The following is a 12,132-nucleotide window of genomic DNA, read 5'->3' as shown; positions in this document are numbered from 1 at the left end:
AGGGTCCCGCCGCCCCTTCGCCGTCGCCTAACGCAGGCCGTACAGCGGTGGTTCCTCGGTGCCCTCGCCGTTGACGACGATCCAGGTGCCGTCCGCGCGCAGCAGCTGGGTGCGCGTGGCGAGCCGGTTGGTGCGGACCATGATCCCGTCGTCCTCGCCGATCCGGTCGCCGTCGGCCGCGTCGAAGGTCCACAGCCGGCCGTTCTGGCTGAGCACCGCCACCCGGTCGTGGTCCACGGGCACCAGTCCGGCGACCCCGTCCACACCGGCGCGCCACAGCCGCCGTCCGTCGCGCAGGGCGTAGCCGGAGACGTGGTCGACGCCGTAGCCGCCGGGCTTCCCGGTGGCGACGACGAGGGTGCCCGAGCTGATCGTCGCCTTCGGGGCGGGCCGTGCCGTGAGGCCCTCGCCCAGGATCTCCTGGACGGCGAGGTTCTCGTCGTCGGCGGAGAGCGGGATCCGTACCGGGTCGGCGTCGTCGTCGGGGTAGGACAGGACGGCCGCGACTCCGCGCTCGTCGCTCTCCTTCAGGAGCAGGGTGAAGGGGTCGGCGGCGATCACCATGACCGTGTCGACGGGGCTCTCCACGGGCAGCGGCCGGCTGCCGCGCTGCTCGCCGGTGGCGTTGTCCAGGATCACCAGCCGCGCGCTGTCCTTGTCCCCGGTCCGGCAGGTCACCACGGCCCGGGCGGTGCCGTGGGCGGCGGACACGACACGGGGCGCGCACGTCTCGTCGGTCTTCCTGCCGCGCAGGTCGGCACTCCAGCGCCGGCGGCCGTCGGTGAGGCCGTACGCCCGTACCCCGGTTCCGGTCAGCGCGAGGGCCACGTGCCCGTCGGCCGCGAGCACGCCGTCGGTGCCGGTGGTGACCCCGGAGATCTTCCGCTCCCACAGCCTGCGGCCGGTGCGGGTGTCGACGCCCCACAGGGTGTCGCAGGGGTTGTCGTGGCGGGCGAAGGCGACCAGGCCGACGCCGTCGGCGACGCCCGCGCTCATCCCGCACACCGACTCGCGCACGGGCGCCCGCAGGGTCCAGCGGCGGTCGCCGTCGTGGGCGGTGTGGGCGACGAGCGCGTCGCTGCGCACCCGGACGACAGTCGAGCCGTGCTCGCCCACGGTCCACACGCCCTCGCCCCGGACGCTCGACGGCCGGTCCGGGCCGGCCTGCCAGGCGAGGTCGAGCACCGGGCCGCGCAGCCACAGGTACGCCTGCCATCCGGGCCACAGCGCGAGCAGCACGCCCACGACGGCCAGGGCGGCGGGTACGGCCTTGCCGGGGCGCCGGTCGGTGAACTTGCCGATGGTGACCAGGAGGGCGATGTAGCCGACGAACGTCAGCGCGAACGCCAGGACGAGCGTGGGGGTGGTGCCGTCCGGGCAGGGGCGGTACCGGCCGCCGCAGGAGTTGCCCGGGATGGACGTCCACCCCAGGAGATGGAACTCCACCGCGAGTCCGGCCGCGGCCCCGGCGGACATACCGCGACCGCTCAAGTGGCGGCCCTCCGCGGGCCGTCCTAGCGTGGCCGCATGATCGAGCTGGAGGGGCTGACCAAGCGGTACGGCGAGAAGGTGGCGGTCGACCACCTCACCTTCTCCGTGCGGCCGGGCATCGTGACGGGGTTTCTGGGGCCCAACGGCGCCGGGAAGTCCACGACCATGCGGATGATCCTCGGGCTCGACCACCCCACCGCCGGCGACGTCCGCATCGACGGCACGCACTACGACCGGCTCAGGGACCCGCTCACGTACATCGGCGCCCTGCTGGACGCCAAGGCCGTGCACGGCGGCCGGAGCGCCTACAACCATCTGCTCTGCCTCGCGCGGAGCAACGGCATCCCGGACAGCCGGGTGGCCGAGGTGCTGGAGACGGTCGGGCTCACGGCCGTGGCACGGAAGAAGGCCAAGGGGTTCTCGTACGGCATGGGCCAGCGGCTGGGGATCGCGGGCGCGCTCCTCGGCGACCCGCGGATCCTGATGTTCGACGAGCCGGTGAACGGGCTCGACCCGGAGGGCATCCACTGGATCCGGAACCTGATGAAGTCGCTGGCCGCGCAGGGCCGGACGGTGTTCGTGTCGAGCCATCTGATGAGCGAGATGGCGCTGACCGCCGATCATCTGGTCGTCATCGGACAGGGCCGGCTGCTCGCGGACACCTCGATGGCCGACTTCATCCGGACGAACTCGCGGTCGTACGTCCGGATCCGCTGCCCGCAGCGCGAGCGGCTGCTCGACGCGCTGCACCAGGCCGGGATCACCGTCGTGGAGGCGGGCGGCGGGGCGCTGGAGGTGGAGGGCGGCAAGGCCGAGCAGATCGGTGAACTGGCCGCGCGGAACGGGCTCGTGCTGCACGAGCTGAGCCCGCGGCAGGCTTCGCTGGAGGAGGCGTTCATGCGGTTGACGGCGCAGGCGGTGGAGTACCACGCGCACGCGGGTCCGGGTGCCGCCCCGCAGGAGTGGGGCGCCGGCTGGAAGGGGGCCTGAGCCATGGCCGCCGTCCAGGTCGTCCGGTCCGAGTGGACCAAGATCCGGTCGGTGGCGTCCACGGTGTGGACGCTGTCGCTGGCCGTGGTCGTCACCGTCGCCCTCGGGATGCTGGTCTCCGCGCTGTCGAACAGCCAGTTCGCCCGGATGCCCGCGCGGGAGCGGCTCTCCTTCGATCCCACGGTCATCAGTTTCGCGGGCATGACCCTCGGCCAGCTCGCCATGATCGTGTTCGGTGTGCTGGTCGTCTCGAACGAGTACAGCACCGGCATGATCCGCGTCTCCCTGGCCGCCGTACCGCAGCGCGGCACGTTCCTGTTCAGCAAGGTCGCGGTGGCCACGGCGCTCGCGCTGGCCGTCGGCATGGTCACTTGTTTCGCGGCGTTCTTCCTCGGCCAGGCGATGCTCGGCTCCCACGGCACCGGCATCGGCGAGCCCGGCGTGCTGCGCGCGGTGTTCGGCGCCGGGCTGTACATGACGCTGATCGCGGTGTTCTCCATGGGCGTCGCCACGATGCTGCGCTCGCCGATGCTGTCCCTCGGCATCCTGATGCCGTTCTTCTTCCTGATCTCCAACATCCTCGGCAACGTCGACGCCACCCAGAAGATCGGCCGCTTCCTGCCCGACCAGGCCGGCAGCCGGATCATGCAGGTGGTCCCGCGCGTCGGCGACGACACCCCCTACGGTCCCTGGGCCGGGCTCGGGATCATGGGGCTGTGGGTGATCGCCGCGCTGGCCGGCGGCTACGTCCTCCTCAGGCGCCGGGACGCCCAGTAGCCCCCACGATCACCCGGCGTAATGCCATGGCTTTACTTTCCCTTGGGCGGAACCGTCAGCGCCCCGATATCCTCCTAACCCTTACGGGGGCGTGTGCCCCGCTGTCCTGAACCTTTCGATGGGTGCGGAGCATGATCGAGGCTGTCGGCCTGACCAAGCGCTACGGCGACAAGACCGCCGTGTACAACCTTTCCTTCCAGGTGCGGCCAGGGGCCGTGACCGGCTTCCTCGGGCCGAACGGCTCGGGCAAGTCCACGACGATGCGGATGATCCTCGGGCTGGACAACCCCACGTCCGGGTCGGTCACCATCGGCGGCTACCCGTACCGCAAGCTGCCCAACGCCCCCCGGCAGGTCGGCGCGCTGCTCGACGCCAAGGCCGTGCACGGCGGCCGTTCCGCCCGCAACCACCTGCTGAGCCTCGCCCAGCTGTCGGGCATCCCGGCCCGGCGCGTGGACGAGGTGCTCGGTGTCGTCGGCCTCCAGGGCGTGGCCAAAAAGCGCTCCAAGGGCTTCTCGCTCGGCATGGGCCAGCGCCTCGGCATCGCCGCCGCGCTGCTCGGCGACCCGCAGGTGCTGCTCTTCGACGAGCCGGTCAACGGCCTCGACCCCGAGGGCATCCTCTGGGTCCGCAACCTGATGAAGGCCCTCGCGGCCGAGGGCCGTACGGTCTTCGTCTCCTCCCACCTGATGAGCGAGATGGCGCTGACCGCCGACCACCTCATCGTGATCGGGCGCGGCCAGCTGCTCGCCGACATGAGCGTGCGGGACTTCATCTCGGCCAACTCCGCGGACTTCGCGCGCGTGCGCACCCCGGACACCGAGCCGCAGCTGCGCGAGAAGCTCTCCTCCGCGCTCACCGAGGCCGGCGGCCATGTCCTGCCGGAGCAGGACGGCGCGCTGCGGGTGACCGGGCTGCCGCTCCCCCGCATCAGCGACCTCGCGCACGACGCGGACGTCCGGCTGTGGGAGCTGTCCCCGCACCAGGCCTCGCTGGAGGAGGCGTACATGCGGATGACGCAGGGCGCCGTGGACTACCGCTCGACCGTCGACCAGAAGGCGGGCCTGCAGCAGCCGCTGCCGCCCGGCGCCCAGCCGCCCGTGCCGGTCCCCGGCCAGGGCCAGCCCGGCTGGTACGCCCCGCCGTCGCCCCAGCAGGGCGGCCAGCCCTTCGCGATGCCGGCCACGCCCGCGGGCCCGTACGTCGGCGCCCCGGCGAGCGGGTACGGCGCCCCGGGCGCGGGTGCCGGCACGGCCAACCCGTACGCCCAGCCGGGCGCACCGGCCCAGCCGGCCGGTCAGCCCCAGCAGGCCCCGCAGGCCCAGCAGCCCGCGCAGCCCCAGCCGGCCGCGGCGCCGCCGCAGGACCAGCCGCCGGCCCTGACCAAGCAGGCTCCCGCGGCTCCGCAGGCTCCGGCCGCCCCGGCGGCTCCCGCGGCCCCGGTGGCCCCCGCCGCCCCGCCGGTCCCGGCCGCCGCGCCCGTGCCGCAGCAGGCGCCCGCCGCCTCCGCCCCCGCCGACCCGACCCAGCCCGAGGACGCCCGATGAGCACCCACCAGCCCCCGATGCCGCAGGCTCCGGCCGCCGCGCCCGGCGGCCAGTACCCCGGCTACACCTCGCCCATCCCGGTCGTGCGCACCCACCTCGGGCACGCCCTGGCCTCCGAGTGGACGAAGATCAAGTCGGTGCGCTCCACGATGTGGACGCTCGGCGTGTTCGTGCTGCTCGTCGTCGGCATCGGCCTGCTGGCCGGCGCGCTGGTCAACGCCAACTCCGACTCCACGACCCTGTCCGGCGAGAACCCGCTGTCGTTCGGCTTCTTCGGCCTGCTCCTCGGCAGCATCTGCATCATCACGCTCGGCGTGCTGACCACGGCCTCGGAGTACGGCACCGGCATGATCCGGACGACGATGACCGCGTGCCCCAGCCGGGCGCGGGTGCTCGCCGCCAAGTCGATCGTGTTCTTCGCCGTCGCCTTCGTCGTCACCCTGGTCGCGTCCGGCTTCGTGGCCATGGTCCAGGCGTCCATGCTGGAGAGCACCGGCGCCCGGACGCCCACCGGCGAGGACTGGTTCAAGGGCACCGTCGGCATCAGCCTCTACATCGCGCTGCTCGGGCTGCTCTCGCTGCTCATCGGCTCGGTCATCCGGCACTCCGCGGGCGCCATCACCATCATGATCGGCGTGGTGCTCGCGCCGCTGGTGCTCGCGCTGTTCATGGCGTCGGAGTCGCTGCACGACGTGCGCGAGTGGCTCTTCGAGTACTCGATCCCGAACCAGCTCAGCGTCTTCTACGCCAACTCGCTGACCGAGTCCGGCCCGTCCGGCTGGGACCCGCTGTGGATCGTCCTGGGCCTGACGGCGGCGGTGTACGCGGGCACGTACGCGCTGCTGCAGAGCCGGGACGTGTGACCCGGCCGGCTCAGAACCTCGGCGCGTTACGGGACCGCCGCACCCGCGTGGTGCGGCGGTCCTTCGCGTTCCAGCACGCCTTGTGCCAGTGCCGGCGGTCGTCGACGCCCGCGTGCTCCGGCCAGGCCACCACGTGCGGCACGCCGGAGGGGATCAGCTGGTCGCAGCCCGGGCAGCGGTAGGTCTTGCCCTCCGCGCTGGCCCCGGCGACATGCCGGACGCTCCACTCCTCGCCCTGCCAGTTCTCCGTGGACTGCCAGCCGCCGTACCGGCCGGCGTGATCGTCCTCGGCGCTCCGGCCCGACGATCCGGCTGCCTTCGGTCGGTTGCGACGCGGGGACACGGGACACCTCTCGGGGCTCTACAGGAAGGACGGCTGCATCCAGCCTACGCGCCGCCGAGCGGGGTACGCGTAGTGCACCAACCCGTACAACTCCCCCTCCAGCGCGACCCATTCTGCAGACAATCGGCAAATCTCTCCGCCAGGCCGTGTCCTGGGCACGTGTCAGACGGTTATGCCGGGTGGGGGAGCTCCGGGTCGGAGCCAAGGAAGCAGGAAATGCGATGCACGTAGGAAGTTTTGTGCTGGCCGCCCAGTTCCCGGGCCAGGGCCCGGGAGAGGCGCTGCACCGGGCGGTCCGCTCGGCGGAGGTCGCCGAGCGGTCCGGGCTGGACGCGGTATGGCTGGCCGAGCACCACTTCGTGCCCTACGGCACATGCCCGTCCGCGATCACCCTGGCCGCGCTGCTGCTCGGCCGCACCCGCCGCATCCGGGTCGGCACGGCGGTCAGCGTACTCCCCACCGCGCACCCGGTCGCCCTCGGCGAGCAGGCGGCGCTGCTGCACCTGACCAGCGGCGGCCGGTTCACCCTGGGCGTCGGGCGCGGCGGCCCCTGGGTGGACCTGGAGGTGTTCGGCATGGGACTGGAGGCGTACGAACACGGGTTCCCGGAGTCGCTCGATCTGCTGCTCCGCTGGCTGGGCGAACCGTCCGTGGCGGCCTCCGGGGAGCGGTTCTCCTTCCGTGAGGTGCCGGTCGTGCCCCGTCCGTCGGAGGCGCTGACGGACACCCCCGGCCCCGAGGTCGTCCTCGCCTGCACCTCGCCGTCGAGCGTGCGGCTGGCCGCCGAGCGCGGGCTGCCGATGCTGCTCGGCATGCACATCGGGGACGAGGAGAAGGCCGAGATGGTCGCCCTGTGGCGGCGCTGCGCCCGCGCGGCGGGCCGGCCGGCCGAGGAGATCGCGGGCGCCGCCCATGTCTCCGCCGGGGTGTGCCAGCTCGCCGACCGGCGCACGGACGCGGTGGAGACGCTGCTGAAGGCGATGCCGGGCTGGCTGAAGCAGGGGCTCGACGCCCATGTCACGGTGGACGGACGGGCACGCGCGATGCGCGACCCGCACGCCTACACCGAACTGCTCTGCGGCCTGCACCCGGTGGGCACCCCGCGGCTCGCCGCCGACCGGCTCGCGGCCACCTCGGAGCGCACCGGCATCTCCCGCTTCGCCCTCCTGACGGAAGGCTCGGGCGACCTCGCGGCCACGGAGGAGACCCTGCGGCGGCTGGGCGCCGAGGTGCTGCCCCAACTGCGCTGACCCGCCCCGACGGGCAAGCCACCTGGGGGGCTTGCCGCCCCGGTACCGAATGCACCTCCCGCGGATGGAGCGGCAAGCCGACGGCTCTCCGTCTCGCGGCCGTACCGAACCGCGTCAGCAGTCCCGAAGCTCCGGCGACTGGTTCAGCAACTGGTTGCGCACCGACGTGAAGCGGGCCAACGTCTCGTCCACCGAGGCGTCCAGCGGGAACACCGCCACCCGGTGGCAGTTCTGGAAGGCCAGCCGCACGCCGAAGTGCCGCTGCAGCGCGCCGCGGATGGCGTCACTCGCGAGCGCACGCAACAGCTGACCGCGTGCCTGCTCGTCCGGCGGGGGCGTCTGGTTGTCGGCGAAGGGGCCGCCGTCCACCTTCAGCTGGGCCACCAGGGAGCTGATCATCTCCCATGCGTAGGGCAGGGAGGTCCGGACGCAGTCGACGAAGTCTGCTTCGTCGACCTCGCCTCGCTCGGCCTGTTCGAGTAGGGCCGGTGAGACGTCGAGCGACATGGGTTCTCCTCTCGCACCCCCGAAGCACAGGGGTTGCCGGACAGATGTGGGAGTTCGCGATTTCGAACACGCTCAGTACATGAGCCGCAACCTCCCGTTCTCTACGGTAGGCAACGGTCGGTGACCACACCAGCAGAATGCGTATATGGAACGGTCTGCTCATGCTCACTATCGGCCAGGGATGAACAAGAGTTTCCAGTGACAATTGGGGCGATTCACAGGGAGCGGGATGGGCGGATCGCGTGCACCGGCGCGCGTCGAGTAGCGTTGCGGACCATGCGTCTCGTCATTGCCCGGTGCTCGGTCGACTACGCCGGCCGGCTCACCGCCCACCTGCCCACGGCGCCCCGCCTGATCCTGGTCAAGGCGGACGGCAGCGTCTCCATCCACGCCGACGACCGGGCCTACAAGCCCCTCAACTGGATGTCGCCGCCCTGCACCCTGAAGGAGGGGACCGGTGAGGACGAGGGCGTGTGGACCGTCGTCAACAAGGCGGGCGAGAAACTGATCATCACGATGGAGGAGATCCTCCACGACTCCTCGCACGAACTCGGCGTGGATCCCGGCCTGATCAAGGACGGCGTGGAAGCGCACCTCCAGGAGCTGCTCGCCGACCGCATCGAGACGCTGGGCGAGGGCTACACCCTCATCCGCCGCGAGTACATGACCGCGATCGGCCCGGTGGACATCCTGTGCCGGGACGCCGACGGCGGGACGGTCGCCGTGGAGATCAAGCGCCGGGGCGAGATCGACGGCGTGGAGCAGCTCACCCGTTACCTGGACCTGCTGAACCGCGACCCCCACCTGGCCCCGGTCCGCGGCGTCTTCGCCGCCCAGGAGATCAAGCCCCAGGCCCGCGTCCTCGCCACCGACCGCGGCATCCACTGCCAGATCCTGGACTACGACGCCCTGCGCGGCATCGAGGACGACAAGCTCCGCCTGTTCTAGCCGACGGCTCCTGTCGTCCCTCTCCCGAGGCGGCCGTCACATCACCGTGGCGGCCGTCCCGGGCGCGGTCTGCGACGCGGACGCGCTGCTCGACGTCTCTCCGGCGGAGCCGGTCGTGCCCGCGTCCGTGCCACCCGTCGTCGTGCCGCCGCTGTCGCCGCCCGTGGTGGTGCCGGTCGTGCCACCGGTGTCGCCGCCCGTCGTACCGCCGGTGTCGCCGCCGGTCGTGCCGCCCGTGGAGCCGCCGCCGGTGCTGCCGCCCGTCGAGCCGCCCGAGGTCGTGCCGCCGGACGTCGTACCGCCCGTCGAGCCGCCGCTGGTCGTGCCGCCCGTGGAGCCGCCGCCGGTGCTGCCGCCGGTCGAGCCGCCCGAGGTCGTACCCCCCGTCGTACCGCCGCTCGACGAGCCCGTCGAGCCGGACGGCTTGGGGGACTTGGACGGGGAGTGGGAGGGGGAGCCGGAGCCGGACGGGTCGATGCTCTCCGAGGGCCGGGCCGTGTCCGACGGCGCGGCCGGGTCGTCCGCCGTGCCGTACGTGCCGTCGGGGCCCGGCGAGGCGGGCCGGCCCGGGGCGCTGCCGGTACTCCCCGTGCCGCCGGTGTCGCCGGTGCCGGTCGGGTCCGTGCCCAGGCCGCCGTCGCCGATGTCCTGGCCCGCGGACGGGTTGGCGTCGACCTTGCCGGCCGGGTTGCGGTCGGCGTTGTCGGAGGACGTCATACCGAGCGTGACGACCGTGCCGAGCACGGCGGCGAGCAGCGCGCCGGCGCCGGCCGCCACCAGGTTGCGCCGGGCCATGCGCCGCAGGCCGGCGACCCGGCTCGCGGGCCGCGGGAGCTGCTGGGTGACCAGGGTGTCGGCCGCGGGGGCGTACGCCGGCGGCGCCGGCCGCTCGTCCCGGGCCTCCGGCACCTCCTCCGCCATCGGCACCGGCAGCCCGGGGGCCCGGCCGGTGCGGTCGGCGAGCAGCGCGAGGGCGCGGCGGCCGGCGACCGCGCCCCGCTTGTCGGCGAGGGCGCCGCGCAGCCCGCCCGAGGCCTCCAGCTCGGCGCGGGCCCGGTCGAGCTGTCCGGTGCAGAGCGCGAGGATGCCCAACTCATGGTGGAAATAGGCTTGTTCGGGTACCTCGCCGGCCAGCCGGGAGGCTTCCGCGCCGGACCGCAGGGCCCGTTCCCAGGCGCTCCAGTGAAGTCCGGCGGCGAAGGCGGGCGCGGCCGTGCGGGCCAGCCGTACGGCGCTGCTCTCCTCGCCCTCGACGGGCGGGGACGTCTGCGGTACGGCGGCGGCGAGCGCGGCCAGGACCGCGTCGGCCTCCATGCACACCCGTTCCGGGGTGACGGAGGGGTGTCCGGCCCACCAGGCGTAGTGCTGGGCGGCGGTGAGGGCGAGCTCGGGGGCGTCGTCGGCGTATCCGGCGGCCTCCAGCTGGGTCTGCACGCCGGCCGCGAGCCGGTAGCGGGAGCCGACCCGGGAGACCAGGCCGCACCCCGCCAGTTCGCCGAGGGCGGCGTCCGCGTGGGTGTCGCCGACCAGGGCGGGCAGGTGCGCCTGGTGGGGTATCTCGCCGCCGAGGGCGACCGCGAAGCGGAGGGTGGCGCGGGCGGAGGCGCTGAGCCGGGAGGCGAGCAGCGGGGCGGGCGCCGCGGCCTCGCCGAGGGCCGGCAGCGGAACGTCGTCCTCAAGGTCCACGGACGGATCCGCCGGCGGGCGCACGTCCTCGAAGACGCCGTACTCGTCCACCGCGCCGGTGCCGGCCCGCAGCTGGTCGCGCTGCCGGAGCAGGGCGCCGGCCTGGACGAACCGCAGGGGCAGTCCCTCGGACTCGAACCACAGGTCGCCGGCCCAGTTGGCCTCCTCCTCGGTGAGCACCCGGCCGACGGTCCGCTCCAGGATCTCCACGCCGGCGGCGCGGTCGAGGCCGGCGAGGAAGACCTCCTCCACCTCCGACTCGGCGGAGGGGGCGGGCACATCGGGGGTGGCACCGAGCAGGAACGCGCACTCGGGGGTGGCGTCGAGCACCTCGTCCAGGAGGGCGCCGCCGAACTCCAGGTCGTCCAGGACGACGACCGCGCCGATCTCGCGGACGCAGGCGACCAGTTCGTCCCGGTCGGGGCGGTGGCGCGGGGCGTCGTGGACGGCGTGGAACAGGTCGTGCAGCACGTCACCGGCGGTGCGGCGGAAGCCGCTCAGGCGGACCACGCCGTCGGGGGCGAGGTCCAGGCAGTCCTCGGCGACCAGGTCGAGCAGGGCGGTACGGCCGGATCCGGCCGGGCCGGTGAGGCGGACCGAGCGGCCCCGGGCGAGCAGGCGGACCAGGCGCTCGCGTTCGTCCTGGCGTTCCAGCAGGGAGAGCACCGGCTGGGCGGGGCCGGGCGGTACGGGCGGCCGGGCGGCGCGTTCGGTCTCGGCGCGTTCGTCGGCGGTGCGCTTGCGGGGCCTGCCGGGGCGCTGGGCCGGCGAACAGGGTTCTATCTCGCTGCCGTCGACCGGGTTGACCGTCAGCTGGAGGTCGCCGGAGACGAGCTGGACCATGCGGGCGGGTGCGGGCGTGCCCGGGGCGAAGTCGGCGGTGAGGGATTCCCGGGGCGGGCGGCGGCCGTGTGTCTGACCGTGGGCCTCGGGTCCCGGGTTGGTCGGGTCGATCGAGTCGATCGGGTCCATGGGTTCAAGCCCCCCAAAAGCGTCGTGTGCCCGTGTTACGGCCCTCCCGGCCTTGTCGCACACCGCGCTGTCGCTTATGGTCCGGGCCCGCTCGGTCGAGGGTTGCGAGACGGCGGGCGACCGCACCCTAAACCTTCGCCCAGTATCTCCGACAAGGCGGGGTGCCGTGCGGTCCGAGACGTCACGGTCTTATGAGGATTGCCCTCGACGTGCGCTTCGGCGGATGCGCCCGGGTCTCTCCCGGCACCCGGTTCGCCTCGTACGTCGCTCGTTGCGCCTCGTACGCCGCCCGGTTCACCCCCGTACGCGCCTCACACCCGGGGCAGCGACTCCACCCCGATGCCGCCCTCGATGGCGAGGATGCGGTGCAGCCGGGTGGCCACCAGCAGGCGCTGCATCTGCGGCGGTACGCCACGCAGCACCAGGCGGCGCCCGCAGCGGCCGGCCCGCCGGTGGGCGCCCATGATCACCCCGAGCCCGGTGGCGTCCCAGGAGTCCAGTTCGGACAGGTCGAGCACCAGGTCGCCGACTCCGGTGTCGACGGCCGAGTGCAGGGCCGTACGGGCGTCCGCCGCGCTGCGGACGTCGAGGCGGCCCCCGACGACCAGCTCGGCGTGGTCGCCCCTGATGTGCATATGCGCTCCCCGTTGAGTGCGGTTGGCGTACTCGATGACGGTGCTGTGCAACGTCTGACTGTTCGGGTGGCGGTGCGGTTGCTGTTTGTAAGCGAACCGATACCGAATTCACCCCGGGGGGTG

The 12,132-nt window shown here is 73.3% G+C and carries 11 protein-coding genes; 6 read left to right on the top strand and 5 right to left on the bottom strand.

The window, feature by feature from the left end; all coding sequences use genetic code 11:
- Positions 1 to 27: 27 nt before the first annotated feature.
- Positions 28 to 1,491 carry a PQQ-binding-like beta-propeller repeat protein gene (locus ABZ937_RS28675; protein WP_361696221.1) on the bottom strand — a complete coding sequence of 488 codons (1,464 nt, stop codon included), beginning with the start codon at positions 1,489 to 1,491 and terminating at the stop codon, positions 28 to 30.
- Between the two features lie 36 nt (positions 1,492 to 1,527).
- On the opposite strand from ABZ937_RS28675, the gene ABZ937_RS28670 reads away from it, so the two are divergent.
- From ABZ937_RS28670 to ABZ937_RS28655, 4 genes are all read left to right on the top strand, one after another.
- A complete protein-coding gene (locus ABZ937_RS28670) occupies positions 1,528 to 2,481 on the top strand; it encodes an ATP-binding cassette domain-containing protein (protein ID WP_361696220.1) in 954 nt (317 codons plus the stop codon).
- Between the two features lie 3 nt (positions 2,482 to 2,484).
- A complete protein-coding gene (locus tag ABZ937_RS28665) occupies positions 2,485 to 3,258 on the top strand; it encodes an ABC transporter permease subunit (RefSeq protein WP_361696219.1) in 774 nt (257 codons plus the stop codon).
- 131 nt (positions 3,259 to 3,389) lie between these two features.
- Complete coding sequence (locus ABZ937_RS28660; RefSeq protein WP_361696218.1) at positions 3,390 to 4,805, top strand: ABC transporter ATP-binding protein; 1,416 nt, start codon at positions 3,390 to 3,392, stop codon at positions 4,803 to 4,805.
- On the top strand, positions 4,802 to 5,668 hold the full coding sequence (locus ABZ937_RS28655; protein WP_361696217.1) for an ABC transporter permease: 867 nt from the start codon (positions 4,802 to 4,804) through the stop codon (positions 5,666 to 5,668). The genes ABZ937_RS28660 and ABZ937_RS28655 overlap by 4 nt, the downstream gene beginning before the upstream one ends.
- A 10-nt stretch (positions 5,669 to 5,678) precedes the next feature.
- Here the strand turns inward: ABZ937_RS28655 and ABZ937_RS28650 are convergent, their stop codons facing one another.
- Positions 5,679 to 6,011 (bottom strand): ATP/GTP-binding protein, encoded by a 333-nt coding sequence (locus tag ABZ937_RS28650; protein WP_361696216.1) that lies wholly within the window; start codon positions 6,009 to 6,011, stop codon positions 5,679 to 5,681.
- A gap of 221 nt (positions 6,012 to 6,232) precedes the next feature.
- Here ABZ937_RS28650 and ABZ937_RS28645 point away from each other — a divergent pair, with 221 nt between their 5' ends.
- On the top strand, positions 6,233 to 7,261 hold the full coding sequence (locus ABZ937_RS28645) for an LLM class flavin-dependent oxidoreductase (protein WP_361696215.1): 1,029 nt from the start codon (positions 6,233 to 6,235) through the stop codon (positions 7,259 to 7,261).
- Between the two features lie 114 nt (positions 7,262 to 7,375).
- On the opposite strand, the gene ABZ937_RS28640 is transcribed toward ABZ937_RS28645, so the two are convergent.
- Positions 7,376 to 7,768, bottom strand: coding sequence for an SCO5389 family protein (locus tag ABZ937_RS28640; RefSeq protein ID WP_190013271.1), 393 nt, complete (start codon positions 7,766 to 7,768; stop codon positions 7,376 to 7,378).
- Positions 7,769 to 8,044: 276 nt separating this feature from the next.
- On the opposite strand from ABZ937_RS28640, the gene nucS reads away from it, so the two are divergent.
- Complete coding sequence (nucS, locus tag ABZ937_RS28635; RefSeq protein ID WP_361696214.1) at positions 8,045 to 8,716, top strand: endonuclease NucS; 672 nt, start codon at positions 8,045 to 8,047, stop codon at positions 8,714 to 8,716.
- Positions 8,717 to 8,752: 36 nt separating this feature from the next.
- Here the strand turns inward: nucS and ABZ937_RS28630 are convergent, their stop codons facing one another.
- Both ABZ937_RS28630 and ABZ937_RS28625 read right to left on the bottom strand, forming a co-directional pair.
- Positions 8,753 to 11,374, bottom strand: coding sequence for an ATP-binding protein (locus ABZ937_RS28630; RefSeq protein WP_361696213.1), 2,622 nt, complete (start codon positions 11,372 to 11,374; stop codon positions 8,753 to 8,755).
- Positions 11,375 to 11,685: 311 nt separating this feature from the next.
- On the bottom strand, positions 11,686 to 12,009 hold the full coding sequence (locus ABZ937_RS28625; RefSeq protein WP_014675024.1) for an STAS domain-containing protein: 324 nt from the start codon (positions 12,007 to 12,009) through the stop codon (positions 11,686 to 11,688).
- Positions 12,010 to 12,132: the final 123 nt, after the last annotated feature.

The organism is Streptomyces sp. NPDC046727 (assembly GCF_040645635.1).
Classification (GTDB): Bacteria; Actinomycetota; Actinomycetes; order Streptomycetales; family Streptomycetaceae; genus Streptomyces.
This window is presented reverse-complemented; position numbering and strand designations above follow the sequence as displayed.

What these genes read in the sequence shown, in the direction of transcription:
- ABZ937_RS28670 (WP_361696220.1), top strand. Translation starts at nt 1,528, where the DNA reads ATGATCGAGCTGGAGGGGCTGACCAAGCGGTACGGCGAGAAGGTGGCG.
- ABZ937_RS28660 (WP_361696218.1), top strand. Translation starts at nt 3,390, where the DNA reads ATGATCGAGGCTGTCGGCCTGACCAAGCGCTACGGCGACAAGACCGCC.
- ABZ937_RS28625 (WP_014675024.1), bottom strand. Translation starts at nt 12,009, where the DNA reads ATGCACATCAGGGGCGACCACGCCGAGCTGGTCGTCGGGGGCCGCCTC.
- nucS (WP_361696214.1), top strand. Translation starts at nt 8,045, where the DNA reads ATGCGTCTCGTCATTGCCCGGTGCTCGGTCGACTACGCCGGCCGGCTC.
- ABZ937_RS28655 (WP_361696217.1), top strand. Translation starts at nt 4,802, where the DNA reads ATGAGCACCCACCAGCCCCCGATGCCGCAGGCTCCGGCCGCCGCGCCC.
- ABZ937_RS28640 (WP_190013271.1), bottom strand. Translation starts at nt 7,768, where the DNA reads ATGTCGCTCGACGTCTCACCGGCCCTACTCGAACAGGCCGAGCGAGGC.
- ABZ937_RS28630 (WP_361696213.1), bottom strand. Translation starts at nt 11,374, where the DNA reads ATGGACCCGATCGACTCGATCGACCCGACCAACCCGGGACCCGAGGCC.
- ABZ937_RS28645 (WP_361696215.1), top strand. Translation starts at nt 6,233, where the DNA reads ATGCACGTAGGAAGTTTTGTGCTGGCCGCCCAGTTCCCGGGCCAGGGC.
- ABZ937_RS28665 (WP_361696219.1), top strand. Translation starts at nt 2,485, where the DNA reads ATGGCCGCCGTCCAGGTCGTCCGGTCCGAGTGGACCAAGATCCGGTCG.